Genomic DNA, 20,960 nt, shown 5'->3' with positions numbered 1-20,960 from the left:
TTGAAAGGCAACCGAAACAGCCGGCGAGCGCGACCGACGCCGGCGCCCGCCCACTGCATTCTCATGTCAATCTGCTTTTGCAGCCAACGCTTCCATCTCGACCACCCATTTGGGATTGGCCAGAGCGGACACCACGACCCACGTCGATGTCGGCAGATAGCCTTCCGGCAGATATTTCTTCCGGTGAATGGCGAGGTATTTGATACCAGCGGGATCCGTCGAGTAGACGTTCAAGTGGACAATGTTCTCGGGTCCCATCCCCGCGGCACTTAGAATGGCCAGAGTGTTCAACCAGACTTGGTCGTGCTGGTCTTCAAAGCTCTCCGGCAAGCTGCCATCCGGACGAATACCCGCCTGCCCGGCAATCGAGAGCCATCGAGCATTGGCAGGAATTTCCATGCTATGACTATATGCGCCAACAGGGGGAGCAATTGTGCCGGGATTGGTTCTCTTAAACATGGACTTCTCCGCTCTGGATTTTTTCGGGGTTTTTAACCGCCGGCCCCCTGGTGATCAGGGCGCTTCATGGGATCTCACTAGGTCGTCTCAAGGACGGTCGCCATCCTGCGTTTGTCTGCTCACCTCTGCACGAGTTGACCGTAAGAGTTGCAGCACGTCCTCTAACTCTTCTCGAATATCTCTCGCGACCTCGCCGCCAAGCTCGTCACCCCAGTGACAGACGTCGCTACAACGTTCCAGCCAGAGTACACACACCACCGAGGGCTTGGGACAATCGATCTGACACCTATCTTGGCGATCATTGCTGTCAGGCCCCGTGCCAAGCGCGGCTGCTCTGCGGTGTCGCGATCACCGACGCACACTTGCCAGACTCGCCGGCTGCATCAGAGATTTCGTTGCAGAGCACGACGCTGCACGGCAGATATACACAAGCGAACAACGCCTCATACCTCCAACCTTCGCCAGTCTGCTTAGACAAAACGCCAGTCGAACAAATCGCCTTGCCGGCCAACAAGACCAGCAGAACTTCCAGCAAAATGAGCGGTGAACACCGTTGCTCGCTGCTCGGCGGCGTACTCCAGGAACCAACGTCGGGACGCCCGCGCCTTGACCTGATCTTCGCAGAAGACGCTATTCCACTCTGGCCGGAACACCTGCAGCGGCTGATGCATAATATCGCCACCGAACAGCCCGCGCCGCCCCTGATCGACGAATTCGACTGCTACGTGGCCAGGACTGTGGCCCGGAGTTGCATGCAAGATGAGGCCGTTATCCACTGGGCCATCGCCGTCAACGATGTCAGCCTGACCGCTTGCCACGACCGGCAACACACTATCCTCGTAGATGGTGGCAAAAATGCCGGTTCGGCCCGGGCCCGACCAGTGATCATGTTCAGCCTTGGAGAATATATACCTGGCATTCGGAAATGTCGGCACCCAGCGGCCGTCGCGCAGCATCGTGTTCCACCCGCAATGGTCGACGTGCAGGTGCGTACAGCACACGTAATCGACCTGCTCCGGCGTAACACCAGCCTCCGCAAGCCGATCGAGGAACGGCAGGTTTTGTTCATGAAACTGCGGCATGCCGGGCCGGTTCTTATGGTTTCCGCCGCAGCTGTCGATCAAGATCACATGCTTCGGAGTCTTCAAAACCCAAGTATGAACACTGTTGATGAAGCGACCATGAGCCTCGTCAAAGCACGTGGGAATCATCAACCCGCGATGCTGCTCCAGCAGCGCGCGATCCCACTGCGGAAACAGCTCCTCGGGGGTGAAGCTTATTCCGCACTGTTCCGTTACACGCACCACGGAAGTTTCGCCAAAGTGATGGACACTCATCGTCAGATACCCTGAATGCACTCGCTCTGCTGTTTGAAGAGCGTCGGTAAATCGTTTGATCGTCCAACGACTGTACATTACAAAAACCACCTATTGCAAGACATTCGTAATATTCATAACGTGCCCGGAATTCATGCCGCGCGGTCGGGCGGCAACGCACTTCCATCGCAATTGGTGTCCAGCTTAACTGCAGGTACTCCGCCTGACTTCCCGCCTGCTTCGATGCTATTGGCGCGGACGGTGGTTTATAAATTGGGGATACAACATGCGTGATTTCATGGCTCTTGGTCGCTCGGTGGCGGTGGCGGAGAGAGGTATGGCCGCAACGTCGCATCCGCAGGCGACGCTGGCCGCCCTCGACATACTCAGAGCCGGTGGTAATGCAGTCGACGCAGCCGTTGCGGCGATCGCCTTGCAGGGCGTCGTCGAACCGGCGATGACCGGCATAGGCGGCGATTGCTTCGTGCTCTATTCGCCCAAGGGAGGCGATCCAATTGCGCTGAATGGCTCGGGTCGCTCGCCTCTTTTCACCGATGTCGGCAAATATGCTGACGGCTCGCGGCGGGGCATTCCGCAAACGTCGCCTGAAGCAGTGACCATCCCAGGTGCGGTCGACGCTTGGTGCCGGCTCGTGGCCGATCACGGCAGCAGGTCGCTGGAGGAAATCTTTCAACCAGCAGTCAATGCCGCCGAACAGGGCTTTTGCGTTACCCCGCGCGTTGCAGAGGACTGGCGCAAATTCCGCGACCGGATCGAGATTGACCCAAATGCGGCGGCCCAGTTTCTCCCTAATGGTGTAGCACCCACGGTCGGCGACATTCGCGCGCAACCGGCGCTGGGTAGCACCTTGCGCAAGATCGCAAAACATGGACGAGAAGCCTTCTACGGTAGCGAATCTGCCGAAGAAATGGTCGGTATCCTCCGCGCGATGGGAGGTGCCCACACACTGGATGATTTCGATGCGCAGACGACGGACGTTGTGGATCCAATTTCGGCGATGTACCACGATCACGAAGTCGTGGAGTGTCCTCCCAACGGACAAGGGCTTGCCGCGCTTATGATCCTGCGCACATTGGCAGGCTTCGACGTCGGCGCGTTGTCTCAAACGGACCGCATCCATCTGCTCGCGGAGGCGACGAAGGCAGCTTACCGCGCGCGCGACGCCTTCTTCTGCGACCCGGCAACCAGCGCCATCGATCCGGCCTCGTTCCTTGCTGAGAGTTATATCGAACGCATTCGCGCCCGGATTGACATGAACCGCGCGTCCGAACCGGATACGTGGGACGATGTTGAGCACCGCGACACCGTCTACGTGACCGTGGTCGACCGCGACCTCAACACCGTGTCGCTGATCAATTCGCTGTTTACGCCCTTCGGTAGCGGCATCTACGCCCCCAAATCAGGCATCCTACTGCAGAATCGCGGATCATGCTTTCGCTCTATGCCAGGGCATCCCAACTCCCTCGGGCAGCGCAAGCGTCCGATGCACACAATCATCCCAGGCCTCCTACGTCGGAACGGCAAAACCGTGATGTCATTCGGCGTGATGGGCGGCAACTACCAGGCAGCCGGTCACGCCAATTTGATCTCGAACATCTTTGATATGAAGATGGATATCCAGGCTGCGTCCGAAGCGCCGCGCTCATTTGGCTTCGACGGCGTGTTGGAGGTCGAGACGACAATTCCAGCAGCGATCCAGGACGAACTGCGCAAGCGCGGCCACGACGTACGCTACCCCGTGGAGCCGATCGGCGCCTCCCAGGCAATCCAGATCGATCATGCGCGCGGCATTCTGCTCGGCGCCTCTGACCACCGCAGGGATGGCCTCGCTCTCGGATTTTGAGATGAGGCTGGTGTGGTGACGATCAGACGTCCCGACAGCAACAGTGCCGTTGTGGCCGGCGTAATGCTTACCAGGGAGCGCCTGCTTCAGGCGCTGGCCTGTTACAAATAGTTCTTGACTTAATCGACGCGAGATTCCGGACAACGTCCTGAACCTCTCAATTCTGATCCGGCGTCAGCCTCAAACGCAAAATGCCCGGCGTGAAGCCGGGCACTGCGTCTCGATCAAGAACAATCGGCGAACTTATTTGACGAGACGGAACTTTCCTCCCTTGACCTGAATGAGGAATGCCGAGCGCTCATCGTAGCCGTTATGGTTAGTCGGGCTCATGTTCGACAGGCCGTTACAAAGATAAATCTCTTTGCCAACCTCGATCGCATCGCGCAATGCCGCACGAAATTCTGCCGTACCGGGCTTGCCTGCCTTGAGTGCCGCCGGGATAGCGTTTTCGACGAGAACCATTGAGTCCCACAGATTGGCGCCGAAAGCGGACGGGGTTTCATTATAGACCGCTTGGTAGGCGGCGATATACTTCTCTGAAGGCGCGCGGAACGGGTCATCTTTCGCCATGTCATCAACGATGGTGAAAGCTTCGCCAGCGAAGATCGAGCCTTCGATATCCTTGCCGCCGAGTCGGATGAAGTCGTTGTTTGCGACGCCGTCCGTCGTGTAGATCGGCCCCTTGTAGCCGCGCTCGCGCAACGCCCTCTGTGGCAGCACAGCCGGTGTGCCTGCCCCAGCGACGAATACTGCATCGGGTTTAGAGGCGATGATCTTCAGGATCTGGCCTGTGACGCTGGCGTCGCTGCGCGCATATACCTCGTGCGTCGTCAGCTGGATACCGGCTTGCGGCGCTTTTTCCTCCAGCACATTGTAGTAGCCTTCGCCATAGCCGTCAGCGAAGCCGATGTAGCCGAGTTTCTTGACGCCGATCTTGACCATGTATCTAAGGATTGCGGTGGTCATGATATCGTCGTTGGGCACGACCTTGAACACCCACTTCTTCTTGTCGTCCATCGGCTGAACGAGCACACCACCCGCGGCGAGTGTCAGCAGAGGCGTCTTGGCCTCGGCGGCGACGTCGATCATCGGCAGCGACACCGGTGTTAGCGACGAACCGATCAAGATGTCGACCTTGTCTTCCGCGATCATCTTGCGCGCATTCTGCGACGCCTTGGTCGGGTCAGATTGATCATCGAGCGCGACATAGGTGACTTTCTGCCCCGCGATCTCCTTCGGCAGCGCGGCAACCGTCTTGCTTTGCGGTTGTCCGAGCGCGGCGCCAGGGCCTGACGCGCTCATCGTGATTCCCACTTTGATTTGTGCTTGTGCGCTGCTGGCGCCCAGCAACGCGGTTGCCAGCACGGTCATCCAGAATTTACGTCGCAACATGAAGTCCTCCCCTTGATTGTCCTGATGTTAGTACTCGTTGCTGCCGAGGCCGAGATAACTTTCGATCAGTCTCGGGTCCTGCGCGATCGCGGATGGCAGACCTTGCGTGGTGATCTCCCCCAACTCCATCACGTATGCGTAGTCGGCGACCTGCAGCGCAGCACGCGCATTTTGCTCGACCAGCAGGATGGATACGCCGCTCGCACGCAATTCGGTCAGGATGTGGAAGATGTCGCGCACAATGCGGGGTGCGAGCCCAAGGCTTGGCTCGTCGAGCATCAGCAGTGTCGGACGCGCCATCAGCGCGCGGCCTATCGCCAGCATCTGTCGCTCGCCGCCGGAGAGCGTTCCTGCAAGTTGCTGGCGCCGTTCCTTCAATCTCGGAAATCGAGTGAATATCTGCTCGAGTGATTCACTGCGTTCACCGCGCGAGCGCCGAATACCACCGAGTCGCAGATTATCCTCGACCGGCATGTCGCTAAACAGTTCGCGACGCTCCGGCACCAGGCACATCCCTGCCTTCACCCGCGCTTCCAGCGGAATCGATATCGCCGGTTTATCTTTGAAAATAATGGCACCACGCGCGTTGAGTAGGCCCATTGCAGCATTCAACAGTGTTGTTTTGCCAGCCCCGTTCGATCCGATGACGGTAACCAATGAGCCGGGCGTCACAACGATCGAAACATTATGAAGCGCCTGCGCCCGTCCGTAGGACACGCAGAGATCGCGTACATCGAGCAGCGGCATCGTCATTCCAAGCCTCCGAGATAGGCTTCCAGTACAGCCGGGTTCTGCCTGATATCCGCGGGTAACCCTTCGGCAATTTTTGTGCCGAAATCCAGCACCACGAGCTTGTTGGCCAGGCTCATGACGAAATCCATGTCGTGCTCGACCAGCAGAACGCTCATGCCCTCAGCGCGAACCTCGCGAAGCAATTTTGCCAAAGCCTTCTTTTCACCGACGCGGAGTCCCGCTGCGGGCTCGTCGAGCAGTAGCAGCGCCGGGTTGAGGCAGAGCGCGCGCGCCACTTCGACGAGGCGCAGTTGTCCAAGCGCCAGTGTTCCCGCCGGATTGAACGCGACGTCGGCGAGACCGACCCGCTGAAGCTCACGCTTCGCGGCAGCGAACAACATGGCTTCTTCGGCGCGATCGAGCTGCATGATCGAGCGCAACACGCCTGCGCGGCCAAGCAGATGTGCACCCAATGCTACGTTTTCGATCACGCTCATGTCGGGAACGATCTCGACGTGCTGAAAGGTTCGGCCGAGCCCGAGCCGTGCGGCGCGTTGCGGTGTCTGCGCCTGCAGAGGATGACCTTCGAACTGGATGCCGCCCGAAGTCAACGGAATCACGCCGGTGATCAGGTTGAATGTTGTGCTCTTGCCGGCGCCGTTCGGACCGATCAGCCCGATGATGCGGCCACTCTCGACGTGGAAGCTCACGTCGTTCACCGCAGTGAGGCCACCAAATTCCTTGCGTGCATCCATCACCTGCAGAAGCCGCGTTCCGAGTGCCGGCAGGTCGCGGGAAGACAGCTTCTTGCCATCGCGTGGCTCCGGCACTTTCGGCGGCGGCGGTGGGCCGAACAGGATCGGCCACAAACCATTGGACGCGGTCTGCAAGACCAGCACCAACACCGCGCCGTAAGCGATGGCGTCGAAATTTCCGGTCTGGCCGAACAACCATGGTAGCAGGTTCTGCAATTGATCGCGCAGCACGGTTATGCCTGCCGCACCGAGAATGGCGCCGTAGACGCGGCCCGCCCCGCCGAGCACCGCCATCAGCAGATATTCGGTGCCGGCATCGATGCCAAACGGGCTAGGCGATACAGAACGCTGGAAATGCGCGTAAAGCCAGCCAGCCAATCCCGCGAGCATGGCCGCGTAAACGAACACCATCAGTTTTGCAGCGGCGGTATCCACGCCAAAGGCTTCCGCCGCGCGCGTGCTTCGGCGGAGTGCGCGGATACCCCGACCGACGCGGCCGCCAAGCAGATTTTGTGTTGCGACCACCGCCAGCACCACCGCGACCCAAACGATGATGAAGAATTCCTTCGGATCGGTGAGTTGATGCGCGCCAATTTTCAGCGCGGGAATGCCGAGCAAACCATCGTGCGCGCCGAGCCAGCTCACATTGCCGAACAGATAAAAGAACGCGATGCCCCAGGCAAGGGTGGCGAGCGGCAGGTAGTGGCCGGACAATCTCACCGTCACCGCGCCGATGCCGGCGGCGACGATCATGGTGACGATCAACGCCGCTGGTAACGTGAGCCACGGCGAAATACCAAAGTACAACGTCAGAACGGCGGTGGTGTACGCGCCAAATCCGACAAATGCGGATTGCCCGAACGAGGTCATGCCGCCGACGCCGGTTAGCAGTACGAGGCCGATGGCAACGAGGCTGGAGATACCGATATAATTGAACAGCGTGATCCAATAATCCGGCAGGAAGCCGGAGAACGGCGCAATCAGAATTAGGATCGCGAAAACAATCGCGATGGCTCGCCCCCGTGTCGGCTTCATTCCCGGTCCTCCACGTGCGGTGCGTAAATCGAGCGCCAGGCCAACACGGGAATGATCAGGGTGAAGACCAGAACCTCCTTGAAATTGCTGGCCCAGAACGAAAACAGCGCTTCGGAGACGCCTACGCCAAGCGCCGCAATCACCGTAAGCGGATAACTCACGAGCCCCCTGATGATCGCGGCGACAAATCCCTTCAAACCGATGAGGAATCCACTGTCATAGAACACCGTCATCAGCGGGCCGATCAGCACGCCCGACACCGCGCCGAGCAGGGCTGCGATGGCGAACGAGAATTGTCCGGCGATCGACGTCGGTATCCCCACCAGCCGCGCACCAACGCGGTTCGACGAACAGGCGCGCAGCGCCTTGCCGAGCAAGGTGCGACCGAAGAACAGCGCGAACAAGACCAGCAGCACGGCGGTGATGATCAGCACTGCGACGCTCTGGCCAGTTACGACAAGACTGCCGAGCGAGAATGATGCATCGTACAGCGGCTTGGTCCCGCTCCCTCCGGACCGAAAAACAGCAGGCCGAGGCCCATCAAGGAGAAATGCACGCCGAACGCAGCCATCAGCAGCACGAGCGGACTGGATTGCGCCAGAGGCTCGAATGCGATGCGATAGAGCATCGGCCCCATCGGCGTGATCAGCGAGATCGCGAGCAGGATGTCGACCGTCTGGCCGAGCTTGAGCGGCGCGAGCGCTTGCGTCAGCAAAAGCAGGGCGACCGGCAGAGCCAGATCGAGCAGCGCGATCCGGATCAGGCGGCGCAAGTTGATCTCGCGGAAATGCCACGCCACTTCGGTCACCGCAGCCATGACGCCCAGCGCCAGCAGCAGCCACGGCGTCGATGGCATTTGACCATTCTCCAGTGCGGCAACGGTAAGTGCAGCGAAGGCGACAAATTCACCTTGCGGCACGCAGATCACCCGCGTGACGGCGAAGACCAGCACCAGCGCAATCGCCACCAGCGCATATACCGCGCCGTTGATGATACCGTCCTGAAGCAGGAACAGAAATATTGTTGTATCCACCCGCCCTCGCCCCCGGATCGCGCGGTCCGCTGGATCTCGGGTCCGCGTCAACCTAGCAATAGCCTACGATCAAATTCACCAACCGACCACACGTTATGAATATTACGTTTTTATTTCAATAGGTTTTTTTGTAATTCACGATGGCTGAGCGACCAAGCGGCAGACCCATCTGCTCAAACTGCGAAGCAAGTCACCCAGCACGAAAAACACTGCTGCTGCAGGTCATTTATCCATCGTCATCGCTCGGCGCGGTCCGTGCGGCCGAAGCTCTATCCAGGATGGCGACTGCATACTATTGTCGCCTCGCCTGCGAATACCGTCGGCACAGTGGCGCTTTTTTCGCCACATCGATTGTGCTACCTGTAGATACCTGCATAGATTCTGGATTAGAGCCTTCATGACTATCCCCATTCCTTCCCTCGGCACGGTTGCGGAGAGAATTCGTGTCGTGCGCAACCATCTCTCGCCCTCGGAGCTCGCCGTCGCTAACGCGATTATCGAAGGATATCCGACGAGCGGGCTCGTTCCGATCGCCCAGATAGCCGCTGAGGCTCATGTAAGTGGCCCGACCGTACTTCGTCTGGTCAGCAAGCTTGGCTTCGATGGGTATGCCGAGTTTCACGCTGCGCTCAGAGCCGAAATTCAAGAGCGGATCTTCTCTCCGGTTGATGCCTATCCCTCGTCCAAGCGCGGCGGCAACGGATCGACACCCGCAGCAAAGGCCCTCGCTGCCTACCAGGAATGTCTTCGGTCAACATTTACTCATGTCGATGCTGCCGAGCTAAAGTCGGCCGTATCTGCTTTGTCAGATCCCAAGCGACCTATTTACCTGATGGGAGGTCGGGTAAGTTCTATTTTTGCCTCGCACGTTGCAACTTACCTGTCCCAGTTGCGCCGAAACGTCACGCAGATTCCCTCGGATGGTTTCGGCCGAAACTCTTGTATGCTCGATTTAGATCCGAAGAGCGTGGTCGTTCTTTTCGACTACCGGCATTATCAAGAGACCACCGTAAGTTGGGGCATTGAGGCGACGAAGCGCGGGGCTCACCTTATTCTTTTCACCGATCAGTATCTGTCGCCTCTTGCTCAGCATGCGACATCGCTGTTGACGTGCAGCACCAAGGGTCTCGACCCCTTCGACTCACTTGTGGGTGCCTTCGCCCTGACTGAGCTGATTATCGCGGAAGTTGCGCGGTCGATGGGCGCTCCAGCGAGAAAACGCCTGGCCGATATTCTTGCGTTTCAGCAACGGGATGAACAACAATCGTCTCGCGGCATGACCCCGCTTCAGAAGGGCCAGCAAGAACGATGAGCTGCACGCTTTGTTAGCCCGGGCCGCCACGGGCAGCCATCGCAGCGTTTGCGGCAAAGGCTGACTAGATGCGCGCAATCAGTGGAATTCAGCACTTGCCGATCTCCAACGCGAGAACTTCACGTTCGCGGCCGATGTCTACAGCACAGCCCCGGAGAGATATGTTAAACAAAAATAGGCGCAGCTTCCGTCACCGGAAGCTGCGCCGCTTTCCCTGATGTTTCAGGCCGCCTTCGATTTTGCGACGTGGGTGGCGATCGCATCCATCAGCGCCGGGGACAAACAATCATAAGGCTCGAGCCCGAGTTCCTTGAGACGCGATCGAATGCCCGGCATCTCCGATGGGGCGACGCCAGATTCGATGACCGACGACACAAACGCCGCAAATCCCGGGGCCGCAGAGCCGGTTTCATCGAACAGTTCGGGGTGGATAAAGTCGAGGCCATAGAAAGGATGGGCCTTGTTCTCGATGCGGCCATACATGTGAGTGCCGCAGACCTTGCAGGCGTGTCGCTGGATCGCCGCGGACGCATCGACAATCTGCAACTTCTCTCCGTTCTCAAGCACCGTGACGCTCTCGCGCGGCACCACGGCGACGACCGAGAAAGTCGCACCTTCGGGTTTCCAGCATTTGGTGCAACCGCATGCGTGGTTATGGGCGACATCGCCTTTGATGCCGACCTTGACCGGTTTGTCCTTGCATTTACAGACCAGCGTCCCGCCGGGAAAGTTACCGGAACCCTTCTTTACGTCGGTGTCGATCGATGGGTGAATGTGTACAGTCATGGGCATTCCCTACTTGTTTGACGTTTTGGACTAGAACACCACGACCGAACGGATCGATTTGCCTTGGTGCATCAGTTCGAAGCCCTTGTTGATCTCTTCCAGCTTGAGAACGTGGGTGATCATCGGGTCGATTTCGATCTTTCCGTTCATGTACCAGTCGACGATTTTCGGCACATCGGTGCGGCCGCGTGCACCACCAAATGCTGAGCCTTTCCAGACCCGGCCGGTCACAAGCTGGAACGGTCGCGTGGCAATTTCCTTTCCGGATTCCGCCACCCCGATCACCACGGAGACACCCCAGCCGCGATGGCAGGCCTCGAGCGCCTGGCGCATCACGGTGGTATTGCCAGTGCAATCGAAGGTGTAGTCGGCGCCACCGTCTGTGAGCGCGACTAAGTGAGCAACAATATCGCCGATCTGGGACGGGTTGACGAAATGGGTCATACCGAAACGACGGCCCCACTCCTGCTTGTCACCGTTGATGTCGACCCCGATGATCTTGTCGGCGCCCACCATCCTGGCGGCCTGAATGACGTTTAGCCCAATGCCGCCAAGCCCGAACACGACTACGTTGGCGCCCGGGGTGACCCTGGCCGTGTTGACCACCGCGCCGACGCCAGTCGTCACGCCGCAGCCGATGTAGCAACTCTTGTCGAAGGGAGCATCTTCGCGGATTTTTGCCACGGCTATTTCCGGCAATACCGTAAAGTTCGAGAACGTCGAGCACCCCATGTAATGGAAGATGGGCTGCCCCTTGTAGCTGAAGCGCGACGTGCCATCGGGCATCAGCCCCTTGCCCTGCGTGGCACGGATAGCGGTACAGAGATTGGTTTTGCCCGACAGGCACGACTTGCACTGACGGCATTCGGGCGTGTAAAGCGGGATCACATGGTCGCCCGGCTTGACCGAAATCACTCCTGGACCGATCTCTCGGACAATTCCCGCGCCCTCATGCCCCAGGATGCAAGGAAAGATACCTTCGCTATCGAAGCCATCGAGCGTGTACGCATCCGTATGGCAAATCCCTGTTGCCATGATCTCCACCAGAACTTCACCGGCCCTCGGTCCATCGAGGTCGACTTCGACAATTTCAAGTGGCTTCTTGGCTTCGAACGAGACGGCAGCGCGCGATTTCATGATTTTTTCTCCCGATCATCGAGAAGCTAAACGCTTCGCGGGATGGTGATAATCCAGGTTTTTCTGAAAACAGTTTTTCCAACCCGCAAAGATGAGGATCTGAATGCAAAGCTGGGAAGGTCTCGATGCGCTCGTAGCGGTCGCCGAAGCTGGCAACTTCACCCGTGCCGCCAGCCGCCTTGGTGTCTCGATCTCACAGGTCAGCCGGGAAATAACCCGGCTTGAGGAGCGCCTCGGTAGTAAACTTTTGGTGCGCAATACCAGACGTGTTGCGCTGACGGAAATCGGGCGGCTGTTTGAGCAACGCTGCCGTCAACTGATCGATGACCGTGAAGCGGCATTCGACTCCGTCACGTCCGGCAAAGACGCGATCAAGGGACTGATCCGCTTGACTTGCGCCATATCTTACGGCGAGCGGACAATCGCTCCGATTATCGGACGATTCGTGGCCGAGCACCCCGAAATAAGCGTTGACATGGAACTCACCAACCGCGTGCTCGACTTGGTCGCGGACGGCATGGATCTCGCAGTGAGGATCGGTGAAGTCACCGACACTCGTCTTGGTCGAGTTCAACTTGGGTCAAGGTCGCTCCACGTGTGTGCATCTCCTGCCTACGTGGAACGTCACGGCGCTCCCACAAGCTCATCGGATATAGATGCCCATGCATGCCTGCTCGGAACCGCCCAACGTTGGCAATTCAAGACCGCAGGGCAGGACAATTATATCGCCCCACAGGGACGGTGGCGTTGCAATAGCGGCTTTGCAGTGCTGGACGCCGCAATTCAAGGCCTGGGGCTATGCCAGCTCCCCGATTTCTACGTGCAGGATCATTTACGCGACGGAACGCTGGTGGAACTGCTTGCCGAAGAACGCCCCGCGGATCAGGCGATTTGGGCGGTCTTTCCGAAGCGATCACCCCAGCCATCGAGGATCGCCGCCTTGATCAACTTCCTGCAAGAGAACATCTATCTGTCGCCCGAGGCCCGCAACGCTTGTAGCATATCTGCATCCGCAGCTCGCCTATTCCCAGTTTGATCGAATTCGAGGTGGTGGGGTCACCTGCTCACCAATCGAGCCTGAGTGCAGCGTCACTGCAGCGCATTCTAAGGTAGCCTCTTCGTTGTGCATAGAGCGGCTGAACAATGGTCCGCACGTTTATCAACCACCGAGTTTGAAGAATCTACCTTACGTTCTATGGCTGATGCGCCAATAGCCGTCTTTGTGAACCGGCTATCTCGCGAGATGGTCAAACGCGAAATAGCCGATTGCGCTTTAATCAGAGAGAAATGACGGACTTTCGTTGCTGTCCGTTCGAAATCCGGATTGGCCGCGCGATAGTCCTTCAACGCCGCGTCGACCGTGCTGGCTAATGCCCCCTGGTACAGTCAGGGCGCTGGTGTCGCTGATGGCGTTGCCAGCTTTGCGGAGTCCGATCCGCATAACTACCGACGTTGGACGTAAAGCTTGCCGTGGTGGAGCCTTGGTTGAGAACTGGCCGACGCTTCATGGATTTGGCAGGCTTTACAATTACCCGCCACCACCTGGCGCAAGATTGGCGTCGATCCACGCGGACACATCGGTGACAGGAATGGCGTGGCGCTGGTTGAACGTCCCGTCCTTGTTCCAGGCCACGCCACGCCCTTGGGCAAAAGCGGCGCGATACTTTCGCATCATGTTCTGCGGGTCGCGTGCAAGTTCCTCCATCAGAAACGACACGGTCCATTCCGAACGGCTGAATGGGCGATGCAGGGCCGCTTCAAGCTTGTCGGCGACCTCTCCGTAGGTCACGGTATCGCCGGCCAAAAACACAATCTCGTTTCGGATGGTGGGTTCGGCGAATACGATTGCAGCGGTCAGTGCTCCGATATCTTCAGGAGTGGTCAGTGTAACGGCGGTCTCGAGGTTGCCCAGCGCATGAACCTGGCTTTTTGCCAGGTCAACCACGCCAAACTCCGGCTCGAACAAATAGCTCATAAACATGCCGGTCGAGATGATGACCCACTCGGTATCCGTCTGGGCACGCAGCAGTTCACGCACGTCCAACTGTGCGTCGAAAATATCCTGCGGACCGCCGCGGCCGATCAAGTCGAAATCGACACCGAACTGCCATGGGAAATAGCGGGGAATGCCCGATTGCAGTGCGGCCTTCGCCAGTTTCATGGGTGTGTCGATGCCGGCGGCATAGCCGGCACAGCCGATCACAGTGTCATACTTTGCAAACACCGATGCGAGCTCATCGACCGAGCTCTTCACTAAATCGCCTATGACAATCTCAATTCCCAGGCTGCGGATGTCGGCGATATCCCGTTGCTTGGCCGGCGCATCGGACTCGACCGCACTGCCGCGCAGTAGCACGCTGATCTTGGCCCCTTTCACGTCCTTGGCACGACGCGCCAAATTCTTCAGGACCGGAAGACCGAGTTCCCCGGCTCCCAATACGAGGATATTCCGGGACTTAACGGCGGACATTGATGCGTTCATGACTTTAGCCTGTTCGGAAATTCGTTGTCGCCGTAACATGGCGGCGCATCGCCAAGAAGGGAAGAAGGCACATGGATGATACCCCGGTCAGAACGTTGGACCAAGACGCCATTCTCAGCTACTCCCAGACGGTCTGCGATGGCCTGAGGAACGATGATGACGGTTTGCGCCGGGAAGTTCTCGCCCATGCCGGCAACCGCTGGTCGCTCGGCGTCGTTCATACGCTCGGGGTGTATGGCCAGCTACGTCACGCGGAAATCGGCAGACGAATGCATGGTGTCACTCAACGGATGTTGACGCGTACGCTTCGGCAGCTGGAGCGTGATGGGCTGGTTCTTCGTCATGATTTTAGGGAGGTGCCCCCGAGGGTAGAATATGGACTGTCCGACACCGGGATGGAAATGCTGGTTCGCATGGTCCCGCTGTGGACCTGGATCGTCGAAAATGCTGACCGCTTCCGGAAAGCGAGGGGAGACTTCGACAAGACGCTCCTCGATGATAAGTCGTAGCATATTGAGTGCGGCAACGCCCGAACAGTCTCAGATTGCCGCCGCCGGACACAGCGCGGGCGATGGCAGGCTATGTTCGGACGTGAGAGTCACATTCCGCACGAACTCTGCTTAGCGGGTTTGGGGCCACCCCCGAATCGAACCACCACCGCAACGGTGAACGGACAACCGCAACCGATCACGAGATAAATTCACTTACCGCTTCTAGAAGCGAGCACGTTCATATTTACTCGCCGCGACCGTGCGGTCGCGCGCCGCGATCGCAAGCTTGTTCACCGTGCCGAAATCGACGCCCACCAGCTGACCGTTGCGCTTGAGTATTTTGCCGCTCACCATCACGGTGTCGACGTTGCCGGGGTGCATGTTCGCCACCACAGCGCCGACCGCATTGTTGACCGGCGCGACGTTTGGACGGTCCGTGCGGAGCAGGATCAGATCGGCCTCCTTACCCGGCGTCAGCGTGCCGACCTTCCGATCGAGCTTGTTGGCGCGAGCTCCCTCAATGGTCGCGAATTCCAGCACATCGCGTGAGGTCAGGAGCTTCGGCAAGTTCTTCTCGCCCTTGATCCCGCGCTGGAAGACGTCGTTGCGCTGGAGCGCGAAGACCGTCCGCATTTGCGTGAAAAGGTCGCCGGGAACCGAGGTTTCGACGTCGATGCTGAGCGATGGCCGCAAGCCGAGATCCAGCGCTTTCTGAATTGGCGGCGTACCGTGCCCCATCATCATTTCCACGTAACCTGCCATCGATACCGTGCCGCCGCTATCGACCAACATCTTCCACTCGGTATCGTTCAACGTGCAGCAATGAATGTAGGTCGTATCGGGTTTGAGAACGCCCATCTCGCCGAGCTTCTGCACCGTACCGTTGATGAAGTTGCCGACGCCGACATGGATCGAAATAGGCGCACCGACATCGCGCGCGACAGCCCACGTCTCCGCGATCCGCTCTGGCGGTGCCGAGAGACTCGCCAGAAACAGCGTGAGAAGCTGGTCATCGCTGGAGAAGTATTGTTTGCGTAACCGGCGAATGTCATCCGGATATTTCTGTTTCGGATCCTGGCGGTAATCCGGCGACGCGTTCGACGGTGAGCCATAGGCGAACACAGCGCGTATTCCGGAATCCGCCAGGGCCTTGATGCAAGCGTCGGTATGTTCGGGGGTATTCTGGATGTGCGACCAGTCGAGAACTGTCGTGACACCGGAATCGATGGCGCCGAGCGCGCTTAGAAGGTTGGCCGCATAGCAATCGTCGGGCGTGTAAACCGGTCCGAGAACGCGCTGGATGATGCGGAAGTAGTCAGGCAACGAAGCATCGGGAATGATGTTGCGCAGAATGCCTTCCCACATATGACGATGCGTATCGACAAAGCCGGGCATCACGATGGTGTTTGAGGCGTCGATGATCTCGGCATCGTCGATGCTGATATTCGGGGCAATCTGCGCAATCTTGCTGCCTCGCACCAGCACGTCGGCGCTTTCGAAATCGCCGACCGCCTTGTCGAGCGAAATGACGCAAGCGTTCTTGATCAGGATCGGCCGACCCAAGGGGGCGTCCGCGCGGACTGCTGGGCTCGCGCCGGACTGACCATGGCTGCAGCAGCAACAGGCGCGGCAACAGCTGCGGCAGCGCCCGTGCACAGGAATTGGCGGCGGGAGACCCCCGCCGGCGTGCAACAACCGCAACCACCGGCTAAGCCGCTATGGGGAAAATTAGTCATCGGATTTTTCCTCCAATCGCGCTTACTTAGTCGCGCACAATGCTTGAGTACAACATGTCTTTAAAGAAGTGACGGGCCTGGATGCGGTTGGAGGGTGCCTGAACCATCATGACAGCAACAATGCGGTCTTTGGGATCGACGGTGAAAGAGGTGCCGGCGATCCCAGGCCAGTTGAAATCTCCCGGATTGCCTGGAACAACGGCCATCCCGGCTTGGCGGCGAACGGCAAATCCCAACCCAAAGCCATATCCGGGACCGGCAACCGACGCGGTTGAGCCTCCCAAGCCTTGAATGTGGTCAGACGTCATAAATCTGATGGTCTTGGGCGACAGAATTCTCACTCCGTCCAGTTCGCCTTCATTCATCAACATCTGCGCGAAGCGGAAATAGTCGCTGGCCGTCGAGAACATACCATTGCTGGCCTTGCTGTAAGCTTTGTCAGTTCGCGTGGGCTCCACCGCACTCCACAGTCCCGACTTCATCCGGTCGGCATCATATGCGTCGGCCAGCCTGGTCAGCTTCGATGCCGGCACTTCAAATCCGCTGTCTTGCATGCGGAGCGGATCGAGCACGATTTCCTTCACCAGGCGATCTAACCGCTTACCTGTCATGCGCTCAAGCAGCACGCCCAAGACATCGGTCGACACTCCGTACTCAAACGCAGTGTTCGGTTGCTGTATGAGTGGGATAGCGGCAAGCCGGTTCAAAAACTCTTCCGGCGTGATGTTCGTCTGAATTCCGACTTTCGTGTATTCCTTCGCAATCGTCTTCACGTGCTCAGGTCGAGAAGGGTCTTGAGCCGCGAAAGCATACGTGAAGCCGGACACGTGACGGAGCAGGTCATAGATCGTGATGGACCTGACCAAAGGCACGGTTTCGCCCGACTTGGGATCGACAACCTTCAACACCTTGAGTTCAGGAAGAAGCTTGTCGACAGGATCGTCGAGATTGAACAGACCCTGCTCCCAAAGCGCCATGGCGGTCACGGTCACAACCGGCTTTGTCATGGACATGATCCGGAAGATCGCATTGGTAGGCATCGGAGTCTTGCCGGCCTGATCCAGGGTCCCATGAGCCTCGAAATGGACGAGACGACCATCGCGGGCAATCAAGGTTACCGAGCCGGGCCAGGCTTTTTCGGCGATCTTGCGGTCCAGTCCCGTAGAAAGACGTTGAAGCCGTTCGGCAGAAAATCCAAGTTTGATCGCCGCGCCTGACATGGACTTCTGGTCATCGGCTCCATAAGCAGGCAGGGAGAGATCATAGGCGCTCAGACCGCTAAGTGTGAGCGCAACAAGAGTATAGGCTACACGTATCCGCTTCATCGGGCGCTCCATCTTGAAAATTTTAAAACACACCAAATTCAATCGCTATCTTGCTCACAAGGCTGCTGCCAAAGTATCTTCGAGTCAAGATATTTTATCTTTGTGTAAAGCTATCTCGCTCGGCTTGTCCGCCTTTTGCGAAACAAGCGCCGTTCGGCATCGAGCAGTCAGGCCCGCGCTCGATGAACATGCACAATGCAACACGCCCTCCCACTGTAAGGGAATGCGTATTCGCAAGTTCATTGACGCGATCGGGTGACTTGGGCCGAGGTAATACGAAGCGTCCACTAGAAACAGATTCGTGCGGACTACTTTCTAATACCTGGAATGCCTGACGGGATTAGCGCTCAATCCATTCCTAAGAACTGACCTGCTCGACCGAAACCAGCAGCTTCCGCAGCAACCGGGTCAGCGTCTGGCGCTCGCTGGCCGTGAGAGTCTGGTCGACCGAACGCGACAGCTCAAAGTGCTGGGCAATCGCTTTATCGACCGCGTTTCGCCCCTTCGCCGACAGCGTAATCCTCGCGCCACGTCCATCGTCAGGATCCTGGCGCCTGACGATGAATCCATCCTGCTCGGCACGGCGCAGTCTCGCGGTAAGTCCGCCCGACGACAGCAGGCATTCCGCGTAGAGATCGGTGGGGCGAACGCCCAACGTACCGTCGGCCTCGCGGCGGTAAATCGTCAAAAGCAGATCGAACAATTCCCAATTGAAGCCCTGTTCCTGCAGCGCCGGCTCGATGGCGCTGCGCATGTGAACGGACAGGCGAATAATCCTGCCGACGACATCAAGGTGGCCAGCGTCGAGATCCGGCCGGCGACGGCGCCAACCACTAATAATCTCATCAATCGAATCATTGCTCATGCTGCTGAGCATACAGGCAGAAAGGCACAATAATATGCAATTTCATTTATCTTACCACCGACCTATTTTATCTTGACTCAAAGATAGTTTGGTCCCACGCTTGGGCAACTCGTCAGTTCCATATTGACGGTAACGCGTGCGACGTCCCCAAGGAAACGAACATGACCGCCAACCCGGCCTTTGCAACTTCGCCGACCAATCCGCATATCAAGGAAATCCAGACCCAGCCGGAGCGGAAGCGCGACATGCCCTATGCGCCGGCGATCCGGGTCGAGGTTCCGTGCGGCATGCTGTACATCTCGGGCGCGACGCCTTCGCCGCTCTATCACAAGCATCCGCACGTGCTGGACGAGCACAACCACCCGAATTCGATCGAGGATCAGACCCACCGCGCCATGATGACGATCCAGTCGATCCTGGAGCACGAAGGCTTGGCCTGGACGGATATCGTCAAGGTGACGAAGTATCTCACCGATATCCGCGACCAGGACGGCATGGTGAAGGTGATGAAGGAATATTTCGGGGATTGGACGCCCGCCAGCACGACCATCTGCATCAACCAGCTGTCGACTCAGGGCGCCCGCGTCGAGCTCGACGTGATTGCCGCGATTCCCCGCGCAAGTAGACGCCAGGACCTCCCGCCGGCCCCGGGTCCAGGGTCGAACGAGGCCGACAGATGATGCATGGCACCGACGTTCAGGACAGCCGAGAAAATCACGCCGGGCATGCCACTGCGGGCGCAGCGGCCGTGCCGCTGTTGTGCCTCAGCGGAATCGACAAGTCGTTTCCGGGCGTCCACGCGCTGAAGAACGTCTCTCTCGATATTCATGCTGGCGAAGTGCATGTCATTCTCGGCCAGAACGGCGCCGGGAAGTCGACGCTGATCAAGGTGCTGTACGGCGCCTATGCCGCGGAGCGCGGCCAGATCGCCATCGAGGGGCGACCGGTCACGATTGCCCGCCCCGCCGATGCCGCCGCGCTCGGCATCGCGGTGATCTTCCAGGAATTCTCGCTGGTTCCCTATCTGGACATCGCGCAGAACATCTTTCTCGGCCGCGAAGCGAAGTTCAGTCGTTTCGGTCTTGTCGATGCCGCCGCCATGCATGCCGCGGCCCGCATCATCCTCGACGATCTCGGGCTCGACTACGATACCCGGTCCTATGCCGCCGAGCTTGGCGTGGCGCAGCAGCAGATGGTGGAGATCGCCAAAGCGCTGTCGCAAAATGCACGCGTACTGGTGATGGACGAGCCGACCGCCGCGATCTCGGAGCGCGAATCCGAGCGGCTGTTCCAGACCATCGCCCGCTTGACCGAACGCGGCGTCGCCATCGTCTACATTTCCCATCGCATGAAAGAAGTGCAGATGCTCGGCGATCGCATCACCATCCTGCGTGATGGAGCCGTGGTGACAAGCCTGCTGCGCGGTGCCATGAGCCAAACCGAGATGGTTGGCGCGATGATCGGCCGCGCTTCCGGATCCCAGCTGGCGCGTACACCTCGCGCACCAGGGGACCCGGTCCTGTTCGCCGCGGGCATCAGCACCGCAAAACTATCGGATATCTCTATCGAGATCCGCGCCGGCGAAGTGGTGGGTCTCGCGGGACTCGTCGGATCCGGGCGCACCGAAGTCGTCCGCGCGCTATTCGGCGCAGATCCCATCACCAGCGGCGAGATCGCGTGGCTGGGAGCGCCCGCGCCCGGCACGCTGGATGCGCGGGTGCGCGCCGGCATGGCGTTGCTGCCCGAAGACCGCAAGCAGGAGGGCCTCGCATTGGCCCTCGACATCCGCGACAACGCGACCATTGCCTCGCTGTGGCGCAGCTTCACCGCCAGCTGGTTCTCACCGGCCGTCGCGGAGCGCGACACCCGCAAGCTGATCGAGCAGCTGGCCATCGCCGCCCATGGCACGCGCCAGACCGTTCGCACCCTCAGTGGCGGCAACCAACAGAAGGTCGTTCTGGCGAAGTGGCTCGCCGCCGGCGCCAAGCTGTTTTTGCTCGACGAGCCCACCCGCGGCGTCGATATCGGTGCCAAGGTCGAGATTTATCGCCTTATCGACCAACTGGTCGATGGCGGCGCCAGCGTCGTCGTCATCAGCTCGGAATTGCCTGAGCTCGTACAACTGTGCGACCGGGCCTACGTGATGCGCGACAATCGCATCGTCGGCCATCTCGTGGGCGACGCGATGACGGAACGGGCCATCCTCGAACTAGCGGTGCATCAATGAATGTCCTGACGGA

At 58.8% G+C, this 20,960-nt stretch carries 17 protein-coding genes and 1 pseudogene; 6 read left to right on the top strand and 12 right to left on the bottom strand.

Annotated elements, in window-relative coordinates; all coding sequences use genetic code 11:
* Window positions 1-66 precede the first annotated feature (66 nt).
* Both ONR75_RS08520 and ONR75_RS08515 read right to left on the bottom strand, forming a co-directional pair.
* Window positions 67-459 (bottom strand): RidA family protein, encoded by a 393-nt coding sequence (locus ONR75_RS08520; protein ID WP_265082206.1) that lies wholly within the window; start codon window positions 457-459, stop codon window positions 67-69.
* Between the two features lie 470 nt (window positions 460-929).
* Window positions 930-1,874: an MBL fold metallo-hydrolase gene (locus tag ONR75_RS08515; RefSeq protein WP_265082205.1), complete on the bottom strand. Its 945-nt coding sequence runs from the start codon at window positions 1,872-1,874 to the stop codon at window positions 930-932.
* 187 nt (window positions 1,875-2,061) lie between these two features.
* Between ONR75_RS08515 and ONR75_RS08510 the strand changes: the two genes are divergently transcribed.
* Window positions 2,062-3,639 carry a gamma-glutamyltransferase family protein gene (locus ONR75_RS08510; protein WP_265082204.1) on the top strand — a complete coding sequence of 526 codons (1,578 nt, stop codon included), beginning with the start codon at window positions 2,062-2,064 and terminating at the stop codon, window positions 3,637-3,639.
* A gap of 243 nt (window positions 3,640-3,882) precedes the next feature.
* Here the strand turns inward: ONR75_RS08510 and ONR75_RS08505 are convergent, their stop codons facing one another.
* From ONR75_RS08505 to ONR75_RS08490, 4 genes and pseudogenes are all read right to left on the bottom strand, one after another.
* Window positions 3,883-5,031 carry an ABC transporter substrate-binding protein gene (locus ONR75_RS08505; RefSeq protein ID WP_265082203.1) on the bottom strand — a complete coding sequence of 383 codons (1,149 nt, stop codon included), beginning with the start codon at window positions 5,029-5,031 and terminating at the stop codon, window positions 3,883-3,885.
* Between the two features lie 27 nt (window positions 5,032-5,058).
* Window positions 5,059-5,784 (bottom strand): ABC transporter ATP-binding protein, encoded by a 726-nt coding sequence (locus tag ONR75_RS08500; protein WP_265082202.1) that lies wholly within the window; start codon window positions 5,782-5,784, stop codon window positions 5,059-5,061.
* Window positions 5,781-7,553, bottom strand: a complete 1,773-nt coding sequence (locus ONR75_RS08495) for a branched-chain amino acid ABC transporter ATP-binding protein/permease (RefSeq protein ID WP_265082201.1) — start codon at window positions 7,551-7,553, stop codon at window positions 5,781-5,783. The genes ONR75_RS08500 and ONR75_RS08495 overlap by 4 nt, the downstream gene beginning before the upstream one ends.
* A pseudogene (locus ONR75_RS08490) lies at window positions 7,550-8,586 on the bottom strand (branched-chain amino acid ABC transporter permease). Before ONR75_RS08490 ends, ONR75_RS08495 begins: the two are co-directional and overlap by 4 nt.
* A gap of 397 nt (window positions 8,587-8,983) precedes the next feature.
* Here ONR75_RS08490 and ONR75_RS08485 point away from each other — a divergent pair.
* Window positions 8,984-9,898 carry a MurR/RpiR family transcriptional regulator gene (locus ONR75_RS08485; protein ID WP_265082200.1) on the top strand — a complete coding sequence of 305 codons (915 nt, stop codon included), beginning with the start codon at window positions 8,984-8,986 and terminating at the stop codon, window positions 9,896-9,898.
* A 222-nt stretch (window positions 9,899-10,120) separates the two neighbouring features.
* Here ONR75_RS08485 and gfa read toward each other — a convergent pair whose 3' ends face one another.
* Complete coding sequence (gene gfa, locus ONR75_RS08480) at window positions 10,121-10,684, bottom strand: S-(hydroxymethyl)glutathione synthase (protein ID WP_265082199.1); 564 nt, start codon at window positions 10,682-10,684, stop codon at window positions 10,121-10,123.
* 30 nt (window positions 10,685-10,714) lie between these two features.
* A complete protein-coding gene (locus tag ONR75_RS08475; protein ID WP_265082198.1) occupies window positions 10,715-11,821 on the bottom strand; it encodes an S-(hydroxymethyl)glutathione dehydrogenase/class III alcohol dehydrogenase in 1,107 nt (368 codons plus the stop codon).
* A gap of 103 nt (window positions 11,822-11,924) precedes the next feature.
* Between ONR75_RS08475 and ONR75_RS08470 the strand changes: the two genes are divergently transcribed.
* The gene (locus ONR75_RS08470; RefSeq protein WP_265082197.1) at window positions 11,925-12,857 is read left to right on the top strand and encodes a LysR family transcriptional regulator; all 933 of its coding nucleotides are present in this window, start codon (window positions 11,925-11,927) and stop codon (window positions 12,855-12,857) included.
* Window positions 12,858-13,349: 492 nt separating this feature from the next.
* On the opposite strand, the gene ONR75_RS08465 is transcribed toward ONR75_RS08470, so the two are convergent.
* Window positions 13,350-14,303 carry an aromatic alcohol reductase gene (locus tag ONR75_RS08465; protein ID WP_265082196.1) on the bottom strand — a complete coding sequence of 318 codons (954 nt, stop codon included), beginning with the start codon at window positions 14,301-14,303 and terminating at the stop codon, window positions 13,350-13,352.
* Window positions 14,304-14,374: 71 nt separating this feature from the next.
* Here ONR75_RS08465 and ONR75_RS08460 point away from each other — a divergent pair, with 71 nt between their 5' ends.
* On the top strand, window positions 14,375-14,812 hold the full coding sequence (locus ONR75_RS08460; protein WP_265082195.1) for a winged helix-turn-helix transcriptional regulator: 438 nt from the start codon (window positions 14,375-14,377) through the stop codon (window positions 14,810-14,812).
* A 204-nt stretch (window positions 14,813-15,016) separates the two neighbouring features.
* Here the strand turns inward: ONR75_RS08460 and ONR75_RS08455 are convergent, their stop codons facing one another.
* The 3 genes from ONR75_RS08455 to ONR75_RS08445 form a co-directional block, all read right to left on the bottom strand.
* A complete protein-coding gene (locus ONR75_RS08455; RefSeq protein ID WP_265082194.1) occupies window positions 15,017-16,489 on the bottom strand; it encodes an amidohydrolase family protein in 1,473 nt (490 codons plus the stop codon).
* A 67-nt stretch (window positions 16,490-16,556) separates the two neighbouring features.
* Window positions 16,557-17,855 (bottom strand): serine hydrolase domain-containing protein, encoded by a 1,299-nt coding sequence (locus ONR75_RS08450; RefSeq protein WP_265082193.1) that lies wholly within the window; start codon window positions 17,853-17,855, stop codon window positions 16,557-16,559.
* Between the two features lie 358 nt (window positions 17,856-18,213).
* Window positions 18,214-18,720: a MarR family winged helix-turn-helix transcriptional regulator gene (locus tag ONR75_RS08445; protein WP_265082192.1), complete on the bottom strand. Its 507-nt coding sequence runs from the start codon at window positions 18,718-18,720 to the stop codon at window positions 18,214-18,216.
* A 161-nt stretch (window positions 18,721-18,881) separates the two neighbouring features.
* On the opposite strand from ONR75_RS08445, the gene ONR75_RS08440 reads away from it, so the two are divergent.
* Window positions 18,882-19,400, top strand: a complete 519-nt coding sequence (locus ONR75_RS08440; RefSeq protein ID WP_265082191.1) for a RidA family protein — start codon at window positions 18,882-18,884, stop codon at window positions 19,398-19,400.
* On the top strand, window positions 19,400-20,947 hold the full coding sequence (locus ONR75_RS08435; RefSeq protein WP_265083592.1) for a sugar ABC transporter ATP-binding protein: 1,548 nt from the start codon (window positions 19,400-19,402) through the stop codon (window positions 20,945-20,947). The genes ONR75_RS08440 and ONR75_RS08435 overlap by 1 nt, the downstream gene beginning before the upstream one ends.
* Window positions 20,948-20,960 lie beyond the last annotated feature (13 nt).

This window comes from Rhodopseudomonas sp. P2A-2r (genome assembly GCF_026015985.1).
Taxonomy (GTDB): Bacteria; Pseudomonadota; Alphaproteobacteria; order Rhizobiales; family Xanthobacteraceae; genus Tardiphaga.
Note: the sequence above shows the minus strand (reverse complement) of the source record. Positions and strands in the feature narration are given on the sequence as shown.

Bases quoted from the DNA above. Each gene is read 5' to 3' on its own strand.
- ONR75_RS08520 (WP_265082206.1), bottom strand. From the start codon at position 459: ATGTTTAAGAGAACCAATCCCGGCACAATTGCTCCCCCTGTTGGCGCA.
- ONR75_RS08515 (WP_265082205.1), bottom strand. From the start codon at position 1,874: ATGTACAGTCGTTGGACGATCAAACGATTTACCGACGCTCTTCAAACA.
- ONR75_RS08510 (WP_265082204.1), top strand. From the start codon at position 2,062: ATGCGTGATTTCATGGCTCTTGGTCGCTCGGTGGCGGTGGCGGAGAGA.
- ONR75_RS08505 (WP_265082203.1), bottom strand. From the start codon at position 5,031: ATGTTGCGACGTAAATTCTGGATGACCGTGCTGGCAACCGCGTTGCTG.
- ONR75_RS08500 (WP_265082202.1), bottom strand. From the start codon at position 5,784: ATGACGATGCCGCTGCTCGATGTACGCGATCTCTGCGTGTCCTACGGA.
- ONR75_RS08495 (WP_265082201.1), bottom strand. From the start codon at position 7,553: ATGAAGCCGACACGGGGGCGAGCCATCGCGATTGTTTTCGCGATCCTA.
- ONR75_RS08485 (WP_265082200.1), top strand. From the start codon at position 8,984: ATGACTATCCCCATTCCTTCCCTCGGCACGGTTGCGGAGAGAATTCGT.
- gfa (WP_265082199.1), bottom strand. From the start codon at position 10,684: ATGACTGTACACATTCACCCATCGATCGACACCGACGTAAAGAAGGGT.
- ONR75_RS08475 (WP_265082198.1), bottom strand. From the start codon at position 11,821: ATGAAATCGCGCGCTGCCGTCTCGTTCGAAGCCAAGAAGCCACTTGAA.
- ONR75_RS08470 (WP_265082197.1), top strand. From the start codon at position 11,925: ATGCAAAGCTGGGAAGGTCTCGATGCGCTCGTAGCGGTCGCCGAAGCT.
- ONR75_RS08465 (WP_265082196.1), bottom strand. From the start codon at position 14,303: ATGAACGCATCAATGTCCGCCGTTAAGTCCCGGAATATCCTCGTATTG.
- ONR75_RS08460 (WP_265082195.1), top strand. From the start codon at position 14,375: ATGGATGATACCCCGGTCAGAACGTTGGACCAAGACGCCATTCTCAGC.
- ONR75_RS08450 (WP_265082193.1), bottom strand. From the start codon at position 17,855: ATGAAGCGGATACGTGTAGCCTATACTCTTGTTGCGCTCACACTTAGC.
- ONR75_RS08445 (WP_265082192.1), bottom strand. From the start codon at position 18,720: ATGAGCAATGATTCGATTGATGAGATTATTAGTGGTTGGCGCCGTCGC.
- ONR75_RS08440 (WP_265082191.1), top strand. From the start codon at position 18,882: ATGACCGCCAACCCGGCCTTTGCAACTTCGCCGACCAATCCGCATATC.
- ONR75_RS08435 (WP_265083592.1), top strand. From the start codon at position 19,400: ATGCATGGCACCGACGTTCAGGACAGCCGAGAAAATCACGCCGGGCAT.